This is a genomic window from Metamycoplasma hyosynoviae (genome assembly GCF_004365165.1).
In the GTDB taxonomy this organism is placed as follows: domain Bacteria; phylum Bacillota_I; class Bacilli_A; order Mycoplasmatales; family Metamycoplasmataceae; genus Metamycoplasma; species Metamycoplasma hyosynoviae.
The window spans coordinates 50153-74159 of the sequence record NZ_SOCH01000004.1; the positions used below are offsets into that span (position 1 = coordinate 50153).

The following is a 24007-nucleotide window of genomic DNA, read 5'->3' on the forward strand; positions in this document are numbered from 1 at the left end:
TATTTCATTAAGCAATGCCTTTTTTAAAAGCTCTATAAATTATAGAAGCACACTCTAATCTATTAAAATGAACTTTTACATTTCTAAACACTTGTAATTTTTTAATTTCACAATAGGTTTTGGATTTATCATTCAAGTTAATCATTTCAAAATATTGATCCAAAATATTTGCAATTTCAGATTTTGATTTATTTAATACAAACTCAATAAATAAATCAACGGATGATAAAAATATTAAACAACCTACAGCTTCATATTCAACTTCAATTAAATTATCATTTTCTCAAATCAAATTAATTTTTAAATCATCTACACAAATATTTGAGTGTTCAAAAATAGTATTATCTTTTATTTCTATCTTAGATTTTTTGTACTTAGGATTTATATAGGCTTCAAATATGATTTTTCTAATTTCATCATTAGAATAAGTAGTCAATAAATTCACCCCCTTCTTTTAATGCGTTTATAAAAGTATCTACATCTTTAAAATTATTATAAAATGAAAGTGAAACTCTTACATAACTATTTTCAAAATTATCTATCTTAGTGGTCATTTGCGCGCAAAATAGCCCTGATCTAACATAGATATTTTTATGACCTAAATATGATGCTATGTCTTGTGAAGGGATATTTTTTACATTAAATAATGTAATAATGTCGCCATGATTTGATTTTATTTCTATATTTTTTAACCCTGAAAGTTTGTCATATAAATAATTTGCAACTTCTTTTTCAACACTTTGGATTTCTTCATAGCCAATTTCTTGAACAAATTTTATTGCCTCATTTAATTGTAAAATTCCACAAATATTATGTGTTCCAGGTTCAAATTTTGAAATATTAGTATTTGATATTCAAGTGCAATAATCAATGTTATGGACTTGACCTCCACCTCATTTGGTCGGTTCTAGTTTTTCAAATAAATTGTTTTTTATTGCAAGCACGCCAACTCCAGTAGGCCCATACATTTTATTAGCTGAAAATGCAATTACATCACAATTTTCTAGTGAGACTTTTTCATGAGCTATAGCCTGAGCTGCATCATTTATTAAAATGATGTTTTTAGTTTTACAATATTTGTAAATATTTTCAAGGTCATATTTAACATTATAATTATTAGTCATTTGTGAAAGTGAAACTATTGAAATAGTGTCTGATTTAATTTTTTCGATTAAATCATTTTCATCTTCAAAATAATCAATCAAAACTTTTTTAGAAGTTTTAAAGTTTTCAATGAAAGGTACAATGTTTGAGCTATGGTTAAATTTAGAAAGTAAAATTTTTCCTTCTTTAATAATTGAAGATAACATTTTTACTATCAAATTTAAACTTTCAGTTGTGCCACTTGTAAAAATTATTTGACCATCTTGACCATTGATAAAAGATGAAACATTTTTTCTAGTTTCTTCTATTTCTTGAATAACCTTGATTCCTAGAATTGAATTTGCTGTTCTTGTCGATATTGAATATTTTTCATAAAACTCATTACCTTTTTCAATAACTGAATAAGGTTTGAAAGTAAGTGCAGAATTATCAAAATAAACAATATTTTTGTTATTTTTAAACATTGGAAATTTTATTTTTCAATTTTTCATCATAATCTTACTCCCTTTCAAAAAGTGTTATATATTCAATATTTTTTGATTTAAATCCTTTGATTGGAGATTTTGCAATATTTAAGAATTTAAATTCATTTTCACTTGCAATTAATTTTATTTTATTAATAATTTCTTCATGGTGAATTTCATTTACATATCCACCAGGTTCAACTAATTTTGATGGTGCTTCAAATTGTGGTTTTATTAAAACCATAATTTTTTTACCTGAACTTAGTAAAGGTGATGCCACTTTAAAAACATATTTTAAACTAATAAAAGAAACATCACAACTTATGAAATCAATCTCTTCTTGAAAATATGATTTGTTTAAGTCCTTTAAATTAGTTTTTTCATAGACTTTTATTTTGTCTATTATTCTTAAAGAATAATCCAATTGATTAGTACCAACATCAACAGCATAAATTTTTTTAGCATTGTTTTCTAGTAGCACTTGAACAAATCCACCAGTCGAACTCCCAATGTCTAAACAAACTTTATCTTCTATTTCAATATTAAACAATTCAATAGCTTCAAGAAGTTTATAAGCTCCACGAGAAACATATTTTTTCTCAAATATATTTTCAGTGATTTTTATTTTTACTTCTTCTTTATAAGTTTCGGTTTTCAGTAAGACTTTATTACCATTAGCAAACACTTTACCCTGCATAATAAGCGATTGAAAAACTTTCTCATCAATTTCAGGATAACGTGTTTTTAGTATATCAATTATTTTTTTGGTCATATATCTAATTTTGAAACAATATCAAGGACTTTATTAATAAGTTTGTATTCTGAACCTGGAATATATATTTTTGCAATATTAATCATTTCGTTGATTACAACTTTGTGTTCAGTGATAAACATTTCATATATTCCATATATTAAAATAGCACGCACAAGTGGTTGTAATCTTTCTCATTCTCATTCATCTTTAGTAATAGAAACTATGAGTTTTTTGAATAGCTCATATTTGCCTTCAATTTGTGAAAGTATTACTATTTCATTCTTCAAAAGTTCTTCTTCTTCAAATAGTTCATTTGCATTTAGTTTTTCACCAAGAAGTTCATATTTATAAATGAAATTTATAATTTTTACACGTTTGTCAAAAATTTTCTGCAAAAATACCATTTTTTTATCTTCATTTTTCATAGAACACATCCTTTAATTATTTTGCTCAAATATTGATTAGTTCAATAAATTTTTCTTTTGGATTTTTCGTTAATCTAAATACAATTCCATTTAATTGACATTTATTTTTTGAAACTTGAAAGGGCAAAAATGCTCCAAAACGCATTTTCTCATAAACTTCTTGAAAATTAGAACCAATAGCGCAGTCCCTAGGTCCACACATACCAGCATCAGTTACATAATAAGTCCCATTAGGAAGTGTTCTTGCATCATTAGTTTGTACATGAGTATGTGTGCCAAAAAAAGCATCAATTTTTCCATCAGTATATAAAGAAAAGACAGATTTTTCAGCTGTAGTTTCAGCATGAAAGTCAATTATTCAATAATCTGCTTTATTTTCTTTGTATAGTGTGTCAAATTCATCAAAGAAATTATTAGCTACTTCTTCTTCTCAAGGAGCAAGTAGAGGATTGAAAGTAATACCCATAAAACTCATTATGGCTATTTTTTTACCTTTTACTTCAAAAATTCTAATTCCCTTACCAGGATATTTTTTTTCAATATTAGCAGGTCTAATTAAATCATTATTATCAATTATTTCTTTGATTTCATCTTTTGCTCAAACATGGTTACCAAGGGTAAATGCATTCACTCCAATAGATTTTAATTTTAAATAATCTTTAGGAACAAAGCCTTTGCGTCCAGAAACATTCTCAGCTTGTGCAATAACAAAATCAATATGATATTTTTTCTTTATTTCTGCAATATGTTTAGCAACCATATCAATTCCAGGTTTACCAAAAATATCACCAAGAAATAAAACGTTTATATTTTCCATAATTTTAATTATATTAAAATATATGTTTTTAATTTTGAATATTCAATTTTTCTAAAACAAGATTTTCTATTTTATTTTTTAGTTCAGTGTTTTGTAATAATAGTGCTTGTAAATTAGCAGCACCTTGGGCAATATTTTCACCTTCAAAACTATATCAAGAGGCTTTTTTCTCTAGAATTTCAAAATCTTCAGCAAATTTTATAATTTCAGCAAGTTTTGAAATTCCTTTTGAAAATACAATTTCAATTTGGGCAGTTTTATAAGGTGCTGCTAATTTATTCTTAACAACTTTACATTTAACTTGATTTCCAATAATATTTTCACCTTGACCTAATGTTTGTTGTTTTCTAACTTCTACTCTAATAGTTGAATAGAATTTTAAAGCTTTACCACCAGGAGTAGTTTCAGGGTTGCCAAACATTACACCAATTTTTTCACGAATTTGGTTGATGAAAATAACTGTGGTCTTATTTTTCGAAAGTGATGCAGTAATTTTACGCAATGCCTTAGACATTAGTCTAGCTTGTACTCCAATTACTTGATCACGCATTTCACCATTTAATTCTGCTTCAGGAACTAGTGCTGCTACTGAATCAACTACAATCAAATCAATTGATCCTGTTTTCGACAAACAATCAACAATTTCAAGTGCTTGTTCGCCTGAATCCGGTTGTGAGAGGATCAATTTATTTATATCAATTCCTAGGTTTTTAGCGTATAGCGGATCTATAGAATGCTCTGCATCTATAAATGCAGCAATTCCGCCTTTTTTTTGAACTTCAGCAATTGCGTGCAGTGCAATTGTAGTTTTACCACTACTTTCAGGACCGTAAATTTCTACAACACGTCCTTTTGGTCAGCCATTAATTCCTAATGCTTTATTAATTGCAATCGAACCACTATCAATGACTTCAGGAATTATATCGGGCTTGCTACCTAGAATCATTATTGATTCTTTCCCAAATTTCTTCTCAATTTCTTTTAATGCTTCCTGTAATTCTTTATTGTTTTCTAAAGAATCCATTCAATCATTATTTTTAGATTTACTCATCTATTTTTTTCCTTTCACATTCTAAATATATGCGATAAAAATTGAATTTTGTAAAATTTGAGAAAGATTTGAGAAACTTTTGAGAAAGTTATTTGTTAAATATTTGATCAAATTTCTTTGTAGCTCAGTCTTCAATTAAAACAGAAACAGTGATATTTTGTGTGTTATCATCTTTTTTATAAACATCAATTATTTTGATTTCGAATATACCTTTAATCTTTTTTAATTCTTCTAATTTAGAATCAATACTTTCATTTTTTTGCAGGGTGAAAGTAATATCTCTTGATTTTAGAGGTTGTTTATTATAAGGTTTATAAGAAAGCTTGTTATTGTCTAGCTTATCAATTAAAATTTCTGCAAATATCAAATCAGATTTTAAATAAAATGGATTTAGTTTAGCAATATATCCCACTAATGTTTCGCCACAATAAATTAAAGAAGAAACGTTATTATTAAATATTTCTAAATCAGATTTTTTGAATAGTAGATTTTTATTAGTTAAACTTAATACATCATTTGCTATTTCATCAAATGATTTTTCATTAGAACAAAGTCCTAATACATTAGTTTCAGTGTTAATAGAACCTAATTCAAAAAATGAAGTTTTATCAATACCTTGTTTTTTATTATAAATTGCAGCTTTATAAAGTGATATTATCATCGAATTTCTAATGGTGATATGTTCTGTAGTTTTTGAATTAAGAACATTAATAGTATTTTCAAATCCAAAAGGATTGAAAATATTTTCTTTTTCACTTATTAAAGTAAAAGTGCGTGCATTCATATAATTTTTAGAAGCAAATGAGTTAAGTAACACTTCATATTTTGAATTAGAGTTTAATTCAATTCTTGAAATAGTAGGCTCTTTTGCTTGAAAGTTGTCATAACCATAGAATCTAAAAATTTCTTCTATTAAATCTTGCAAATTAAATAAATCGTAGCGATAAGTTGGAAATGACATCTCATTTAATTTTTTGTTATATTTAAAACCTAGAATTTCAAGTTTTTTAATTACTTCTTGATATTTTGGTTGCTTGGTTAGCGAAAATCCTGCTAAATGATTAATTAGTTTTTCATCTAAAAATATTGCTTGACTTTGAACTTTTGGCTTGTTTATAATTTGAGAATGTTCTTTTACACGTGAAAACAAATAATCATAAGCTAGCAGAATTTGACCGCCACTAATTTCTTTGAAACCACGCAATGCTACATTAGTTTCAAGTTTGGTTTGTTTAACTGATTGCCGAATTTGTTTTAAGTCAAATGAAGCAAGTTCAAATATTACACCTGGTTTAGTATTGTTATATTCAAACTCAGAAGTTCCTATAACTTGAGCAAGTGCAATAGTATTGCTTCCATTTTTTACAACTAAATTATTTTCTAATTTAACTTTTTTACCACCTATAATTTCTAGTTCTTCTGAAGAAAGTGCAGTTGAAAATTCATTTGAAGAAAACAAGTTGTATGTATGGCAAGGGACCGACGCATATAAAAGCACTAAGTTAGATAAATCAATAGCAGCATTAAACGTTTTAATTTTATGTTTTCATAAAAGCATTTTGTCATGAATAGAAACATTTAAATCATTTTTCATTACTTCTACATAAGATAAATGATTTACTCCAACTAAGTTTTTTGAAACTTTTAGATTTGAAAAAAAAGTTGCAGGTGAAGCTGAAAAAGCTTTTGGTTTACTACCAAAATAAGCAGCTAGTTCACGCGACATTATTAAATAACATTGAGCATCAGCTCGGTTAGATAAAATAGTGACATCAATTAAATAGTCATTCAGTTCAAAATATTCCATAGGATCAAGTGATAAATCTATAGGCCCATCGAAAGTAAATATTTGATCTTTATATTCATCAGGAATAAGTTCTTCATCAAAACCTACCTCACCAAGTCCAACCAACATTCCTTGTGAAGGATATCCTTGCATGTCTCGTGATTTTATGACAGTACCGCTTGCAATAGATCCATCAACAAAAGCCATTAAATACTTGCCAGCCACTACATTTGTTGCAGTAGTTTGGATGATTCTAATATCACCTGAGCCAAAATCGATTTTACAAACTGTAAGGCGATCAGCATTTTCATTTTTCTTTGTTTCTAAAACGTAGCCAAACTTAATTTTGTCTGAGGTATTAAATTTTTCATAACCTTCAACTTCAAAACCAATTGAGTTTATTGCTTTGCATATTTCTTCGACAGAAACATTTTTAAGTCCTGCTTCGCTAATTAATCTTTTATATGAAAAAATCATTACTTCTCCTTATTTAAATTGTTTTAGAAATCTTTTGTCATTAGTATAAAACTCACGAATGTCATCAATACCATATTTAATCATTGCTATTCTTTCAATACCAATGCCAGCAGCAATTGCAGTCATTTTATTAGTATATCCAGCTGCTTTTAAAACATTGCGGTGCAACATTCCTGCCCCAAGTACTTCAATTCATTTATTTTTATAAAATATGTCAACTTCCACACTAGGTTCAGTAAAGGGAAAATAAGAAGGACGCAAGCGAATTTCTACTTTTTCTTCTAGAACATAAGATAACATTTCTTTTAAAGTATAAATAAGTGTACCGAAACTATGGTTTCCCACACTTACAATATCAATTTGGCTAAATTGATGTGAGTGTGTTGAATCTTCTTCATCATTACGATAAACTTTACCAATTGCAAAGTTTGAAAAGGCTTTATTTTTATGTTTTTCTAACTCACGTGCACTTATACCAGTGTTATGTGTACGAAGTAAAGTAGAAGAATTTATATATAAAGAATCTTGCATATCACGAGCTGGGTGATTTTCAGGAATGTTAAGGCGTTTGAAATTATATTCTTCTTCTTCAATAGAAGAAGCTACAGTTTCATAATATCCATTATTTAAAAGTCATTTACGAAACATAGAAGCTATTTTTTCTACTGGATGAATTGAACCATAGAAATTATGGGGAGTAGCATAATCATAAAATTCAGAAGCCATAATTTTTTGAGCTTCTAGTGAGTTTATTTTAGCTTTAGCTTTTTCAAAAAATTCTTCTGCTTGTAGTTTTAGTTCTTGAATCTTACGACCAAGTGCAGCTTTTTGATCAGGTGCAGCTTTTTTTAATTCTTGCATAAGTTCTTGCATTTCAGAACTAGTGGCAAAAGCATTTTTTGCTTGTTTTAAATCTTCTAAGTTATTTATTTTTTCTAAGTCAAATTTCATTTTATTCTCCCATTACTTTCTTTCAATATTCTTTTATTTTAGCTTCATAGCCTTCTACTTTATCATTAAAATTATAATACTTCTTTTCCTTTAACTCTCGTGGCAAATAAGTTTGAGAAATGTAGTGATTAGGGTAATCATGTGGATATTTATATCCAATCCCACGATTTAATTTTCCGGCAGATTTATAGTGCCCATCTTTCAAATAATTTGGCACATCATAGATTTTACCGCTATCTATATCTTGCATAGCAGAAGAAGACGCTTTATAAACTGAGTTTGATTTTGGACTTAATGCTATTGCTAAAATTGCATATCCAATCGGCAAATATCCTTCTGGCATGCCTAAGCGTTCAAAAGCTTGAATTGCAGCAAGAACATCAGTTGCAAGATGAGGATTAGCAAGCCCTACATCTTCATAACTAGCACATAGCATTCTACGAAAAAGCCCATCAAAATCATTTGCTTTAGCAAGTAAAAAACCATAATATAAACTTGCATCTGGATCACTTCCTCGAAGTGATTTGTGAAAAGCAGATAAGTAGTTATAATGGTTTTCACCATCTTTATCAGAAGCAAATTGTAGTGCTGGAATAATTTTTTTTATAGTTTCTAAATCAATTTTTTTGGTTTTAGAAAAAGTCAAAATCAAACCAAAATTATTTAGTGCCACTCTTCAATCAAAACCTGATTGAAGTTCTAGATAATCATAAATTTCATCATCTATTTTGTTTTTGATTTTTAGTGAATCAGCGTATTTTTTTAATAAAGGTTTTATTTGACCTTGCATAGGTTTTTTTAATTCTATTAAAAAACTACGACTTCTTAGAGCTGGATTCACTTTAAAATAAGGATTTTCAGTTGTAGTTGCATAAACGATAATTAAAGAATTTTCAAGATAGTAAAGCAAAATATCTTGTTTATCTTTATTTAACCTATGAATTTCATCAATAATCAAAATTTCATTATTCTTTAATTTTGTAATCAAATTTTCTTTAGTTTCATTAGCGGCATTGAAATAATCAAAACTTTTTTTCATTGCTTTTGCCAAAATAAAAGAAATTGTGGTTTTGCCTACACCGGGAGGTCCGAAGAAGATAAATGAACTAGTGTTTTTATTTTTAATTATGTTTTCAAATAAGATTTTGTGTTCAGGACTGCACACAAAATCTTCAAGGTTATTGGGTCTTAATTTATTGGCTAAATTATCTATATCATTCATATTTATCTTTTTGCTTTATTTTTTAGAAGCAAGTTTATTAAATTTATCAATTATTGCATTAATTTCATTAGCCGATAGTGTTTCTGTAAGTTCGGTTGTGATTTGACCAAATGCTTTATCTAGTTCACTTAGTTTAGCAAAAATAGCATGTCCTGGTTCATTATAAATGTCAATATTGTATTCTTCATTTAAAAATACAAATAAGATAATGATAGGTGTTTTTTTAGGAACTATGTTTTGAAGTTGTTTGATAATTAGATCATTACTTAATATTGGATTAGGAAAAATTTTATTTTTTTTACCATCATCTAATTTTTTAAATCATTCTCTTTCAATACAATTTCCTTCAATATCTGAAGTTAAATAGATTGGATGAGTTAAAACAAGAGCTTGTGAAAATAGTAATATTGGTCCATTAAGAAAAATAAATTTATCTTTATCATACGTAAAACTTGTTTTTGATAAAAATTTAAATCCATATTCATTGCTATATTTTTTTAGTAGTCCAAATAAAGCTTCTGAATTTTGTGATTTTTCTTGTTGTTTTTTTTGCATTTTCTTTTTTAAGAAAATGTAAAAAAAGATGAAAAGCCCAATAAAAAGAATAAATAAAGTTATACCAAGTGAAATTCCTAAAACATAATTTTTATTTGGAACATTTTGATTTTTTAATACATTTTCAACTTTTTCTAGCATTTATTTATCTCTCTTTATTTCTATCATTAATTATATTTAAAAATATGATTATTTAGATTAGATTTTCGCTTTTTATAGTCTGGTAAGATATTTTTAACACTAGCTCAAAATTCTTTGGAATGGTTAGGAAAATTGAAATGTACAAGTTCATGAACTACAACATATTCAATAATATAAGGTTCAAATAATGCTAAATACTGAGAAAAAATTATTTGATTTTCAATCACATAATTAGTTCCTCAAGCAGTTTTCTTTTTGATAATTTTTATTGTTAAGTCATCTATTTTCTTCTTAGGACAAATTATAAAAAAATGTTTTAAAATCAAAAAATTAAGTTTTTCTTCTAATTTTTGTCTCATTCAATTTCAAAGTGTTTTTTCAATTTTAATATCATCTTCTTCTTCGATATTGTTGAAAGTGATTAATTCATCTTCAAAAGAAAAATTTAATTTGTTGTTTGAAACAAAATAGGTGATTTTTTCGCCGAATAAATAAAAATATTTTTCAATTAAATTAACTTCTAGTGAGGGTTTAGTTTTAGATTTTTGAAATTTAAAAGAAGTTATCGAACGTGAGACAAAATTTTCAATTTCTTTTTTATGAAAATCAAATGTATTTACTTTTAGTATATACATTCCATCTTTGCTTTCAAAATAAGTTTTTTTGTTATCGGTAATAATAACCTTTACTGGACATATTTTACCTTCAACTAAAAAATTATCAATCACCTCTTTTAAAACCATAGTATTCAATATTTTAAATAAAAGTTGGCACTAAAAATAAAAATTCTGTCTTTGAACGCTAAAACAGAATTTTTAAGGTTAATTATTAATTGTTAAACAACATCAAATCATAAAGAAATAGAACCTTGTAGTGAAAGAGGAGTATTTGAACCCACAATTTCAAATTGAAGTTCATAATTTAAATTAAATGTTACTCTATTGCCATTTTTAACAAAATTATTCGCGCCTAGAATTTTTCCGATGATAGTTTGAAACATAAACACATCTTGACCGTTTTGAGTAAATGTCATTTTTTGAAGGTCAATATTATCTTTCAAATGTTGCCCTTCTTTTAAAGTAATTTCAAATTTTGAACTTATTGAATTTTCTAATACAAGAGTTAATTTTTCTTGAGCGTCTTTTTGAACTCTAACTATTGCAAATTCATTATATTGAAGCATTAAATAATTTGTCATATCTTCTGCAGATATTTCAAATTTATCGGGAGTAGGACTATTTTGATATTTGGTTTTAATTTCATCCATTTTTTTAATTAGTTCAGATGGAGTTTTTACATTTAGAAGTTTAAAATTATATCCATTTTTACCTAATGTATCAACTGTTATTTTTTTAAAGCCAGTAATTTTTTCATATGCTGGTTCAGAAGTTATTTTTTGTCCATCTTTATCAATTTCTAATTGAAATCCAAGTACTATAGTTCCTTCAATATCATCTGCTATTATTGATTGACTTCCGAATTTTACTTTATCGAAAGTAAAGTAATCTTCATATTTTTTTTCGATTTCAAAATATTTATGAACTACTTTATCTGTTGTATTAAATAAAGCTAAATCAGCAGAAGCGTAACTTTCTGAAACATTAACTATTTTACGTTTCATTTTTTTAAAAATATAGTTTAAAACATCTTTATCATTATATGTTGCAAATTTGATTTGTTGTCTAAATGAAGAAACTAATGTAATTTCTTTTGTTTGTTCATCTGCACTTACTGCTTTATTAAATGATTTTGATAAGAATTTTAGATCTACGTTTAGTTGTTGATTTTCATTAATTGAGAAATTAGCAAATTTGTATTGTGGATTATTTTTATAAATCAGAATATCAATATTTTCGTTATAATCACTTGTGAATACAATAACGTTTTTGATGTAATCAAAAGGTTTATCTTTTTGTTCTTTAAGAGTAGTTTTTTCTTCAATTAATTTTTCTTGGTCGGCAATTGCTTCAACTGTATTTGAAATAAAGACTTTATGCTTAGCAAATCCTGTACAAGTTAGAGAATATTTTTTAAATGAAGTTTCATCTTTGATTTTAATTTCAACATCAAATGAAACAAAGGAATTTTCATCATCATAACTTGTTAAAGTTAAATTTTGAAATTGAAATTTATTTAATACCTCACCGCTTGGAATTGCTTTAATTTTATATGCACTAGGTGATGTATGCATTTGACTATTTAAAGCAAATAAATCTAGAAAATCACCAAATTTATCAATTGTAATTCCATCTAAAGTTTTACCTTTGATAATATCTGTTGGAGCTTGTGGTTGGTTTTGAGTTCCAAAGTTAGTAAATTGTTTTTCTTGTAGTTCTGAAGTTAAATTGTTTTTAGTATCTTTTATATTAAAAGATAGTTTTACAGTAGTTTCACTAGTTTTTTCTACTTTTAGATTTTCATATTTATGTCCTTCTTTCAACGAAGGAATAGAGTATGCATCAGAAGTTAAAGCATCTTTTAATTCAATTTGTGAATTTTTTAATTGGATTTGATCTTTTATTTCTTTAGCATAATTGTTTAAAATCTTCTGGTTTTCAACTTCTTGATTAGGATCAACTGGATCTTTTGGATCAGGTGTTGGATTTGGATTGGGAGTTGGGTTTGGGGTTGGTGTAGGAGTTGGAGTAGGAGTAGGGTTCACCTGGACTTTTTTATTTCCGCATTTTGCAGCAACAACCAAAGGAGTTGCTACAACAGGTAGCAACAAGATTGTGCTTAAATATTTTTTCATTAATTATCTTTTAAATGGTGCCTTTTTAAATATATTCTATTATGTGAATTAATTATTATCGCTTGAAAAAGAAGAGATTCAAATTAGTTAGATATTAGAATTATCTAAATTGTATAACAAATAATTTAAATTATTTAAAAGATGAAAATTAAATGAAAAATACAATATTGTACCCCCAATACTGTATTTTTTGTGTCGATAAAATTAATTCTTAATTTTTTATTCTAGTCTTTATGTAAGGATTATTTTTTGATTCCATATTCAGCTCTAACAATTGCAACAACTGCGTCCATTGGAAGCGCTGAGTTTCTTAATAATATATCAAAGAATTTCTTTGTATTTGTGTGGTTATCTTTGTTTACAAAGTCTTCACGTGATAATTTTGTAGTTGCTCTAACTTCTTCATATAAATCTTTTAGAATTTCTTTTCCTGAGTTATATGAAGTAGCTTGGCCTACAAAGTTTAGATATCTTTTAGCTTCAGATTCTTTATCTCCAACACCTAATGCTGAGTTATCTGACATATACTTACGTACTTTTTCAATTGATCATCCACCAGTTAAATCAGCAGCACCTTTTACAGTAGCACCATGATAAGCAGTATCAAATAATAGACGCATATTTCTTAATTGAGCTTCATTTAATGCACCAAAATATTGAAGCATATTACATAATTCGGCAGCAGCTTTAATTTTTGCACCTTCAGTGGTAAATACACTGTTTCCAGCTTCATTTACTTTATTATAGTAAACTCCACCATGAAGTGTTTTCATTTTTTGAGCTTCTGCACTCTTATTAACTTCTTCTTCTTTATCTCAATTGATATTAACATCTTTCAAGAAGCTAGTTATACCATAAGATTTATTTCATCCAAAATCAGTTGGAAGCGAATCTAGATTTGTTGAAACATAATCAGGAGTTCCATAGAATTTAGCTTCAATTCCAAATCATTCCATGAATAATGCTCAACCTTCAATGTATGAGGTGTAATCAAAGATACCAGGAGTTAATGCTATTTCATTACCATCTTTGTCTTTGAATTTGGTTAAGTGATGTTCAGCATACATTAATTGGTTGTGGTGTCCCATCATTGATTCGTGGTTTGCAAATGATGTTACTGATCATTTTTGTAGTCCATAATAAGGATCGGCATTGAACATAAAGTTTCTAACTGCTGTTTCATAGGCACCTACACCAGCAGCATCACGATCACCAAAATCATAGGTTTGCACACCATAATCAGGAACTGCTTTATCAAAGAATGTTCTACCATAATTTTGAGTAGCTTCTCTAAATTGATAGTAAGCTTTAAAACCTTCTAATGCACCATAGTAAAATTGACCATTTGTGATTCCACGATATTTTTGGTCTTTATTAGCAGGTTCTAATAAGTGGTTATAACCAAATTTTGTTAGTTCATCTCTGGCTGGTTTTAATTCAGTACTATCAAGAAGTTCTTTAACTTTAGCTTCAGAGTAGTATGATTTTTCTTCACGTCCAAAAAAGAATGATTCATCATTTAGTCATTTGATAAAATCAGGTAAATTTACTTTTTTACCTTCTCTTACTTTTAATTCAACATCTTTGATGTCACCAGTAGCATTTTCATCGAATTTAATTTTTGGTTTTCAGTCAGCATCAGCTGATCCGGTTAATAAAGTAGCAACTTTGTCAGCTATTTTTGTCATATTTTCAGCAGCTGCTTTAGATGTGTTGTACCCTTTTTCAAATACTTGTTGGTCAGTTAAATCAGAGGTTGTACACATTTTTAGCAGGTGGTTATAAATAGAAGCACCAGTTATTCCTTTAGCTTTAGCTTCATCAGATACTTCCATAAAACCAATACCAACTTTTTCTTGTTTTAAGTCAGTTTCGGTTAATCCTACACCATAAAGAGTGGTTTTCTTCTTTTGACTATCTTCAAATTCAACAAAGTTTTCTTTTTCATTTAAAGAATTTTCTTTTAGAATTTTGAATTCATCAATGTTTTGACCCACACCATAAGTTGAAGCTTTATAGTAGTCATTTATATAATATTTATAGAAAGCTTTTGTATTAGGTCCAAAATCACCAGCATCAATTAAGTCATTTAGATTGATTTCTTTATTTGAAGTTTCTTTTAATCAATCTTCAATTTTTTTAGCTGATCCAGGGTTTCCAAATAGTGCTTGTCTTACAATTTGGTTAATTGCATTTTTGATTCATACTTTTGAAGGAACTATTTTTAATCTAACTGCTTCTTTTAAAGTATCCAATCATTTTTTAGCAATTTCTTCAGTTTTAGGAACTGGTGCATTTCATGCATATCCTGATGATAGATAAGAAGATGCAGGACCTCAATTAAATCTAGCAAGTAGATACCTAATTCCACTAGTAAATGATGATTTTTGAAGTTCAAGGTTGTATTTAATACCTTTAATTCAAGCTAAAACGTTAGTGTTAATATCTTTGCCTAATTCTTTTCCTAAATATTCTGGGAATTCTTTTTCGATATTTGCAATTTGTTGGTCAATAATTTTAACTGCTTTATCAGCTTCTTCTTCTGTTGGAGCTGCTAAGAAAATATTTGCTTCTTTTAAGGCTTTTTGAGTATTTTCGTAAATTTCCTTAATTTTTTTAGCACTTTGAACTTCTTTTGTATCTTGTTTTATTTCTGGTTTTGTTTCACCACATTTTTTAGAAAGAAGAGCAGTAGGTAAAATGCCTAAAATGCCCCCCCCCACAAGTCCAAGAGTTGAAAGTAACACTCTATTTTTCTGTTTCATATATTTTGTTTTTCCTTTTAACCATCTGAATGGATTTTTATATAAATAGATGGTTTTGTGTTTGTTTAAATACTGAAATCTAAATTTAATATTCGGACAAATTTGCCCTTACATAAAATTATAAAGGCTAAAAAAATAAAAATTTTTATCATGAATTTAAATTCAAAAAAAACTTTAAAAACACTTATTAAAATAAAAACCAGAGATTGCACTCTCTCTGGTAAAAGTAAAACTTTAATTAGTCTTTAATTTAATTTATTTATTCTAGTTTATAAATTTTGAATTATTTTTTGATTCCATATTCAGCTCTAACAATTGCAACAACTGCGTCCATTGGAAGTGCTGAGTTTCTTAATACTATATCAAAGAATTTTTTAGGATGTTCGTGATTGTTATTATTAATAAATTCTTCACGAGTAAGTTTTAAATGCGTTCTAACTTCTTCATATAAGTCTTTTAAAATTTCTTTTCCTGAGTTATATGAAGTAGCTTGACCTACAAAGTTTAGATATCTTTTAGCTTCAGATTCTTTATCTCCAACACCTAGCGCTGAGTTTTCTGACATATACTTACGTACTTGCTCAATTGACATTCCGCCTTTTACATTTTCTATACCAGTTACACCTATTCCGTGGTAAGCAGTATCAAATAATAGACGCATATTTCTTAATTGAGCTTCATTTAAGGCACCAAAGTATTGAAGCATATTACATAACTCGGCAGAAGCTTTAATCTTGTCACCTTCATTTTTGAAGTTGGTGTTTGTAGCTTCTTTAACTTTATCGTAATATACACCACCATGAAGGGTTTTCATTTTTATAGCTTCTGGATTTTTATTAACTTCTTCATCTTTTGTTCAATCAACTTTAGCATTCTTTAAGAATGAAGTAATACCATAAGATTTATCTCAACCAAAATCAGTTGGTAGTGTGTCTAAGTTTTGTGATTTATAATCAGGAGTACCATAGAATTTAGCTTCAATTCCAAATCATTCCATAAATAATGCTCAACCTTCAATGTATGAGGTGTAATCAAAGATACCAGGAGTTAAAGTAATTTCATTGCCTTTTCTATCTTTGAATTTGGTTAAGTGATGTTGAGCATACATCAATTGGTTGTGGTGTCCCATCATTGATTCGTGGTTTGCAAATGATGTTACTGATCATTTTTGTAGTCCATAGTAAGGGTCAACATTAAACATAAAGTTTCTTACATCTGTTTCATAAGCACCTACACCTGCAGCATCACGGTCATTAAAATCATAAGTTTGCACACCATAATCAGGAACGGCTTTATCAAAGAATGTTCTACCATAATTTTGAGTAGTTTCTCTAAATTGGTAGTAAGCCTTGAATCCTTCTAATGCACCATAGTAGAATTGACCATTTGTAATTCCACGATATTTTTCATCTTTTTTCTCTAACAAGTGGTCATAACCAAATTTTGTTAATTCAGCTTTTGCTGGTTTTAGTTCAGGACTTTCAAGAAGTTCTTTAACTTTATCTGTTGAATAATAAGTTGATTCTTCACGTCCAAAGAAGAATGATTCATCATTTAATCATTTGATGAATTCAGGTAAGTTAATGGTTTTGTCTTTTCTTACATTAACAGTCAAGTTTGTTTGTATGTTGGTACCATCAGCTTTTTCATCATATCTAATTTTTGGTGTTCAGTCAGCAGTTTCTGATCCTGTTAATAAGGTTGCAACTTTGTTTGCAATGGTTTTCATATTTTCAGCTGCTGCTTTAGATGTTTTGTAACCTTTTTCAAATACTTGTTGGTCAGTTAAATCAGAAGTTGTACACATTTTTAGTAAGTGGTTGTAAATAGAAGCACCTGTTATACCTTGTTTTTTAGCTTCTTCTGAAACTTCCATAAAACCAATACCAACTTTGTCTTGTTTTAGGTCTTTATCAGTTAAACCCACACCATAAAGTTTAGTACCTTTATATACAACTGTGTTTTCAAGTTCTTTTAAAGTGTCGTTTTTCTTATAAAGTTTTAAATCTTTTAAATCTTCACCTTTACCATAAGTAGATGCATTGTAATAGTCATTTACATAATACTTATAGAATGCTTTTTGGTCAGCAGACATTTCAGATTTTTCAATTAATTCTAAAAGACTGATTTCTTCTTTAGTAGTGTCTTTTAATCATTCTTCAAATCCAGCTGGTGATTTTTTATCATTATCAAAAATAGCTTGTTTTACTATTTGGTTAATTGCATTTTTGATTCATACTTTAGAAGGAACTATTTTTAGTGCAACAGCTTCTTTTAAAGTTTCTAATCATTTTTTAGCAACTTCATCAGTATTAGCAATAGGAGCATTTCAAGAATATCCTGATGATAGATAAGAAGAAGCTGGCCCTCAGTCTAACTTAGCAAGTAAGTATCTAATTCCACTAGTAAATGATGATTTTTGAAGTTCAAGGTTGTATTTAATACCTTTTATTCAGGCTAAAACGTTAGTGTCAATATCTTTGCCTAATTCTTTTCCTAAATATTCAGGAAATTCTTTTTCGATATTTGCAATTTGTTGGTCAATAATTTTAATTGCTTTAGCTGATTCTTCTTTTGTAGGAGAAGGAAGAAAAATATTTGCATCTTTTAAGGCTTTTTGAGTATTTTCATAAATTTCCTTAATCCTCCGTGCATTTTTAACTTCTTTTGTATCACTACATTGCTTAGATAGAAGTGCAGCAGGAAGAATTCCTACAAATACCCCTCCCATAAGCCCAAGTGTAGAAAATAATACTTTATTTTTCTGTTTCATATATTTGTTAGTTTTCCTCTTAATTAAAACCATTTTTTATGAATTGTATATATAAATGATGGCTTTTTATTGAATTCTTTGATGTTTTGGGCAAAAATTGCCTTATATATAATTATAGTTGTATTTTTTTAAAAGATTTTTTCGTCATTTGAAATGGATGTAGAAAACCAAATTCATTGTCTTAAAAATAAAAAAACCAGAGATTGCACTCTCTCTGGTAAAAGTAAAACTTTTAGTTAGCTCTTAATTTTATTAATTTAATTTCTTATTCTAATTTATAAATTTTGAATTATTTTTTAGTAATTCCGTATTCTGCTCTAACAATAGCAGCAACAGCATCTAATGGAAGAGCTGAGTTTCTTAAAACAATATCAAAGAATTTTTTAGGATGTTCGTGGTTATTGTGGTTAACAAATTGTTCACGAGAAAGTTTTAGATGCCCTCTTACTTCTTCATATAAGTCTTTTAGAATTTCTTTTCCTGAGTTATATGCGGTAGCTTGTCCAACAAAGTTTAGATATCTTTTTGATTCTGATTCTCTATCACCAGCACCTAAAGCTGAGTTTTTAAGCATATATTCACGTGCTTGTTTAATTGACATTCCACCTTTTACATCAGATACACCAGTAACTTCTCCTCCATGATAACCTGTATCAATTAATAGACGCATATTTCTTAATTGAGCTTCATTTAATGCACCAAAGTATTGAAGCATATTAATTAATTCAGCTGTAGCTTTTACTTTAGCAGCTTCTGTTTTAAATACGCTTGCTTCTGCTTCATTTATTTTGTCTCAGTAAATTCCACCATGAAGTTCTTTAATTTTCTTAACATCTTCATTTTTCTTAACATCTTCATCATTGTTTCAGTTAACTTTAGCATTCTTCAAGAATGAAGTTATACCATAAGATTTATCTCAACCGAAATCAACTGGAAGTGAATCTAGATTTTTTGAAGCATAATCAGGAGTACCATAGAATTTAGTTTCAATACCAAATCATTCCATGAATAATGCTCAACCTTCTAGATAAGCAGTATAGTTAAATGTATTTACAGGAAGTGAAACTTCTTGATTATTTTTATCTTTTAATTTCTTCAAGTGGTGTTCAGCATACATCAATTGGTTGTGGTGTCCCATCATTGATTCGTGGTTTGCAAATGATGTTACTGATCATTTTTGTAGTCCATAGTAAGGGTCACAGTTGAACATAAAGTTTCTTACACTTGAATCATAAGCACCTACACCTGAGTTATTACGTTTTTTGTATTCATAGGTTTGAACACCATAATCAGGAACAATTTTATCAAAGAATGTTTGACCATATTTTTGAGTTTGTTCTTTAAATTGGTAGTAAGCTTTGAAACCTTCTAGTGCACCATAGTAGAATTGTTCGTTTGTAATTCCACGGTATGTTTGCTTCTTAGTTGTTTCATCTTTGATTAAATCATCATAACCAAATTTCTTTAGTTCAGCTCTAGCTGGTTTTAAGTGGTCGCCATTTAGAAGTTCTTTAACTCTTTCATCTGTATAATATTCTTTCTTTTCACGACCAAAGAAGAATGCTTCATCATTTAATCATTTACTGAATTCTGCAAGATCAACTTTACCACTCACTCTTACATTAACAGTAACTTCTTGAATTGATCCGCCACCAGTTGCATCATATCTAATTTTTGGTTTTCAGTCTTTTGCTTTATCACCAGTAATTAAAGTAGCTACTTTATTAGCAATTTCCTTCATATTTTCAGCAGCAGAATGAGATGTCTTGTAACCTTTTTCAAATACTTGTTGATCAGATAAATCAGAAGTAGTACACATTTTTAACATGTGTCTGTAAATTGTTTGTCCAGTAACACCTTGTTTTTTAGCTTCTTCTGATACAGGCATATGACCAATTCCGACTTTTTCAGCAGTTAGATCTTTTTCTGTTAAACCTAATCCATAAAGTGGAGTTGTGCCATAGTATAAAGTATTTTCTATTTCTTGTGAAGTGCTATTATTAGTTTTTGTAAGTTTTAGTTCAGTAGCATTTTCACCAAGGCCATATTTAGAAGCTTTGTAGTAATCTGTTACATAGTATTTATAGAATTCTTTGATTTTCTCATCTACATTTAATTTATCTATTAGATCTGTTAATTTTAATTCTTGTTGTGATGATTCTTTTACAAACTTGTCAAGTGTTTCTTTTGCACCTTCATTTTCAAGAAATGAATTTACTAATGAGTTAATAGTATTTTTAATAAATACTTTAGAAGGTACAATTTCTAGACTAACAGCTTCTTTTAAAGTAGCTAGTCATCTTTCAGCTTGAGTTTTGTCATATGGCTCAGGTGTTAAACCATAATATCCTGATGTAAGATATGAACTTGATGGTCCTCAATCCAATCTTCCAAGTAAGTATCTAATTCCACTAGTGAATGATGATTTTTGAAGTTCAAGGTTGTATTGAATACCTTTTATTCAAGCAAGTACATCTGAGTTAATATCCTTGCCTAGTTTTTCACCTAAATAGTGCGAAAATTCTGTTTTAATTTTGTCTAGATATTCTTGAACAATACCTGCTGCTTTTTGAGCTTCTTCTTTAGTTGGTCCAGCTAAATAAATGTTAGCTTTTTGTAATGCTTCTTCAGATTCTTTTTTGATTTCTAGAATCCTCCGCGCATCTTTCATAACTTCAGCAGAAACTTTGTCATCAGTTGTCTTGCCACACTTTTTAGAAAGAAGCATAGCAGGTAGAATTCCAACAAATGCCCCTCCCATAAGACTAAGTGTTGAAATTAACACTTTATTTTTCTGTTTCATTTATATCGTTAATTTTTCCTCTTAAACCATTTGTTAATGGATTAATAATTCTTTAATATTGTTGGACAAATTTTGCCCTTATATAAAATTATAATGGGTAAAAAAATTTAAAATTTTTTATCATAAATTTAAATTAAAAAAAAGTGTTTAGAAAACATAATTTGAAATAAAAAAACCAGAGGATTTTGCTTTCTCTGACCAAATAAAACTTTAATTTGTTTTTGATTAGTAATTTATTTATTATTTTTTAATTCTATATTTAACTCTTGCAATAGCAACAACCGCGTCCATTTGAAGTACTGTGTTTTTTAAGACAACATTAAAGAATTTCTTTTCCATATAAATCTGATTAAATTCTTTGATATTTTTAGGTAAAACTACCCTTATATGAAATTATAAATAAGCTAGTAATTTTCCAATTTTTAAAATATGTGTAAATATGAAAAAAGCACGAAATGATGTGGCAACATTTTCATACTTTTTGAAAGTAAATTAGTGTTATTTAATCAAGTTACGTTTGATACTGAATTGTTCAATGATGGAATATTTCTTGGCTTCTTTATTTTCTTCAAACTTGATTTTTTGAAGAGGAGTTAATGAAATTTCATTGATAATAATTGACATATAATTATCTTTAAAATGAATTATTCCGGTTCCTACATAATAAATTTTTTCAGTGTTATCGCCGTATTTTAAAATAAGTTTTGAAGGAATTATAGCAGCAGTAAATTCTGTTGCATTAGACATAATTCCTTTATAACCTTGTGAAGTTTTAAAAGTGGCTATTTGTATATCTTCATCTAAATAAAGTCCATCTGGCGTGTTTATGGTGATATTAAATAGCTTAGCCATTTAAAGTACCCTCTTCAATCTTCTTAGCTTTTTCTATAACTTCTTCTATTGTACCTACATACAAAAAGGCTTCTTCAGGTAGGAGGTCATATTTACCAGATAGGATTTCTTTAAATGATCTAATATTATCTTTTAAAGAAATATATTTACCTACTTTACCTGAAAATTTTTCAGCTACGAAAAATGGTTGAGATAGAAAGTTTCTAATTCTTCTTGCTCGGTTAACTATTTTTTTGTCTTCATCATTTAACTCATGCATTCCCAAAATTGCAATAATGTCTTGAAGCTCTTTGAAACGTTGCAAAATGTTTTGAACACTTCTTGCAACCTGATAATGTTCTAGACCAATGATGTTTGGGTTCATGATTCTAGAAGAAGAAGTTAGTGGGTTAATTGCAGGATAGATACCAAGAGCAGCTATATCACGGTCTAAAACAGTTTTAGCATCTAAGTGTGTAAACGTAGTTGCAGGAGCAGGGTCAGTTAAATCATCTGCTGGAACATAAACTGCTTGAACTGATGTGATTGAGCCTTTATTGGTTGAAGTAATTCTTTCTTGTAGTTGCCCCATTTCAGTTGCTAGTGTTGGTTGATAACCAACAGCAGAAGGCATCCTGCCAAGTAAGGCACTCACTTCAGAACCTGCTTGAGTGAAACGGAAGATGTTGTCAATGAATAGTAGTATGTCTTGTCCTAGTTCATCGCGGAAGTATTCAGCCATAGTTAAAGCTGTATAAGGAGCACGCATTCTAGCTCCGGGAGGTTCATTCATTTGTCCAAATACAAGAGCGGTTTTTTCTAAAACACCCGATGCGAGCATTTCATTGTATAAATCATTTCCTTCTCTTGTACGTTCACCAACACCAGCAAATACCGAAAGGCCGCCGTGTTGTTTAACAATGTTGTTAATTAATTCTTGAATTAAAACCGTTTTACCAACACCAGCTCCACCAAATAGTCCAATCTTCCCACCTTTAATATAAGGCATTAAAAGGTCAATTACTTTGATTCCAGTTTCGAAGATTTCAAGGGTTGGTTTTTGGTCTTCATAACTTGGTGCTTTACGATGAATTGGTCAATGTTTTGCAAATTTGTTGGGTTTATTGTCAACTGGTTCTCCTAAAACATTGAACATTCTTGAAAGTACTTGTTCACCTACTGGTACTGAAATAGGTTTTCCTAAATCACGTACTTTCATTCCACGTCTAAGTCCAATGGTTAAATTCATTGCAATTGTACGCACTGAATCATTTCCAATATGTTGTGCTACTTCTAAAATTTGAATAGGAGCGTTTGGATCTTCCTGAATAACTTCAAGAGCATTCAAAATCTTTGGTGTTTTTTCTTCTTCAAAACGCACATCAATAACAGATCCTAAGATCTGTGTAATGACACCATAATTTTCTTGTTTAGTAGTTTGTTTTTTCATACTATCTACACTCCTTGTTTTGTTTTAGAATTTGAACCGCTGACAATTTCAGTTATTTCTTGGGTAATTTTTGCTTGTCGTGTTTGATTATATTTTATTTTTAGATTATCTATTAAATCAACGGCATTATCTGTTGCTTGTTCCATCGCTAGTCTCCGCATGCTCATTTCAGAAAGCTTAGAATTATAAAGGACATAATAAATAGATGCTTCGAAGAACATACTGAATGAGTCTTTGATAATAATGTCAGCAGAAGGTTCAAATGACTTATCATCTAAAAACGCATTAGTTTCATAATTTTCATCAAATGAAATAGGATAAATTTCTTTAACAATAGGTTCAAGTTTAATAGGATTTAAATATTTAGTATAAATAACTTTAATTGATTCTAGATCTGATATTTGAAGTACTTCAAATATCCGTGAAGCAATTTCTTTAGCCACTTCATAATTAGGATCATCACCTATTTTGATGAGCGATTGGATAATATGTGTGTTGGGACGTTTTGCAAGCATATTCAAAAGTTTTGAACCTACAACTATCATAATGTCATTTTTGGTAACTTCTTCATTAATTTTTTTAAGTAAGTTAAAGTTGAATGCTCCGCAAAGTCCAAGATCTGAACCAAAGACAATATATAATTTTCTTTTCTTTTCAAATTTCCAAGTTAGCTTTTCATTAAGCAATATATCTATTCCTGGTTTTGAATATTTAAGTAAATCAAAAAATATGTTTTTGATATTAACATAGTAATCTTCAACTTTTTGCATATTCTTTTTAATCTTAGAAAATTTAGAAGTGGAAATAAGTTCCATTGCTTTTGTAATTTTCTGAGTTGTAGAAACAGAATATATTCGGTTTTTAATTTCTTGTAAATTTGACATTT

The 24007-nt window shown here is 28.4% G+C and carries 18 protein-coding genes; all 18 read right to left on the reverse strand.

All coding sequences use genetic code 4. The annotated features are described in order from the left end of the window. Positions 1-7: 7 nt before the first annotated feature. Positions 8-445, reverse strand: coding sequence for an iron-sulfur cluster assembly scaffold protein (locus tag JN03_RS09490; RefSeq protein WP_235187857.1), 438 nt, complete (start codon positions 443-445; stop codon positions 8-10). Further along, positions 420-1595, reverse strand: coding sequence for an aminotransferase class V-fold PLP-dependent enzyme (locus JN03_RS02305; protein WP_277870481.1), 1176 nt, complete (start codon positions 1593-1595; stop codon positions 420-422). Before JN03_RS02305 ends, JN03_RS09490 begins: the two co-directional genes overlap by 26 nt. A 7-nt stretch (positions 1596-1602) precedes the next feature. Next, positions 1603-2340 (reverse strand): TlyA family RNA methyltransferase, encoded by a 738-nt coding sequence (locus JN03_RS02310; protein ID WP_134076646.1) that lies wholly within the window; start codon positions 2338-2340, stop codon positions 1603-1605. Then, entirely contained in the window at positions 2325-2747 is a 423-nt protein-coding gene (locus JN03_RS09495) for a transcription antitermination factor NusB (protein ID WP_160168622.1), read from the reverse strand. Before JN03_RS09495 ends, JN03_RS02310 begins: the two co-directional genes overlap by 16 nt. 16 nt (positions 2748-2763) lie before the next feature. Then, positions 2764-3564 (reverse strand): TIGR00282 family metallophosphoesterase, encoded by an 801-nt coding sequence (locus tag JN03_RS02320; RefSeq protein WP_036458116.1) that lies wholly within the window; start codon positions 3562-3564, stop codon positions 2764-2766. 28 nt (positions 3565-3592) lie between these two features. Next, complete coding sequence (gene recA, locus JN03_RS02325; RefSeq protein ID WP_241033050.1) at positions 3593-4588, reverse strand: recombinase RecA; 996 nt, start codon at positions 4586-4588, stop codon at positions 3593-3595. 115 nt (positions 4589-4703) lie between these two features. Next, a complete protein-coding gene (locus JN03_RS09500; RefSeq protein ID WP_134076647.1) occupies positions 4704-6878 on the reverse strand; it encodes a phenylalanine--tRNA ligase subunit beta in 2175 nt (724 codons plus the stop codon). 9 nt (positions 6879-6887) lie between these two features. Continuing rightward, positions 6888-7829 (reverse strand): phenylalanine--tRNA ligase subunit alpha, encoded by a 942-nt coding sequence (gene pheS, locus JN03_RS09505; protein ID WP_134076648.1) that lies wholly within the window; start codon positions 7827-7829, stop codon positions 6888-6890. A 1-nt stretch (position 7830) separates the two neighbouring features. Next, positions 7831-9051, reverse strand: coding sequence for a replication-associated recombination protein A (locus JN03_RS09510; protein ID WP_208317688.1), 1221 nt, complete (start codon positions 9049-9051; stop codon positions 7831-7833). A gap of 15 nt (positions 9052-9066) precedes the next feature. Then, on the reverse strand, positions 9067-9747 hold the full coding sequence (locus JN03_RS09515; RefSeq protein ID WP_036443357.1) for a hypothetical protein: 681 nt from the start codon (positions 9745-9747) through the stop codon (positions 9067-9069). Positions 9748-9773: 26 nt separating this feature from the next. Beyond that, positions 9774-10490, reverse strand: coding sequence for a YgjP-like metallopeptidase domain-containing protein (locus tag JN03_RS09520; protein WP_051599431.1), 717 nt, complete (start codon positions 10488-10490; stop codon positions 9774-9776). Between the two features lie 92 nt (positions 10491-10582). Beyond that, a complete protein-coding gene (locus JN03_RS02355) occupies positions 10583-12499 on the reverse strand; it encodes a hypothetical protein (protein WP_134076649.1) in 1917 nt (638 codons plus the stop codon). A 242-nt stretch (positions 12500-12741) separates the two neighbouring features. Continuing rightward, positions 12742-15264 (reverse strand): DUF885 family protein, encoded by a 2523-nt coding sequence (locus JN03_RS09525; RefSeq protein ID WP_134076650.1) that lies wholly within the window; start codon positions 15262-15264, stop codon positions 12742-12744. A 283-nt stretch (positions 15265-15547) separates the two neighbouring features. Continuing rightward, positions 15548-18037: a DUF885 family protein gene (locus JN03_RS09530; RefSeq protein ID WP_166666761.1), complete on the reverse strand. Its 2490-nt coding sequence runs from the start codon at positions 18035-18037 to the stop codon at positions 15548-15550. Between the two features lie 289 nt (positions 18038-18326). Further along, on the reverse strand, positions 18327-20840 hold the full coding sequence (locus JN03_RS09535; protein WP_134076652.1) for a DUF885 family protein: 2514 nt from the start codon (positions 20838-20840) through the stop codon (positions 18327-18329). Between the two features lie 498 nt (positions 20841-21338). Further along, on the reverse strand, positions 21339-21692 hold the full coding sequence (locus tag JN03_RS02375) for a hypothetical protein (protein WP_036440521.1): 354 nt from the start codon (positions 21690-21692) through the stop codon (positions 21339-21341). Beyond that, positions 21685-23121: a F0F1 ATP synthase subunit beta gene (gene atpD / locus JN03_RS02380; protein WP_134076653.1), complete on the reverse strand. Its 1437-nt coding sequence runs from the start codon at positions 23119-23121 to the stop codon at positions 21685-21687. Before atpD ends, JN03_RS02375 begins: the two co-directional genes overlap by 8 nt. A gap of 5 nt (positions 23122-23126) precedes the next feature. Then, positions 23127-24005 carry an ATP synthase F1 subunit gamma gene (gene atpG, locus JN03_RS02385; protein WP_134076654.1) on the reverse strand — a complete coding sequence of 293 codons (879 nt, stop codon included), beginning with the start codon at positions 24003-24005 and terminating at the stop codon, positions 23127-23129. Positions 24006-24007 lie beyond the last annotated feature (2 nt).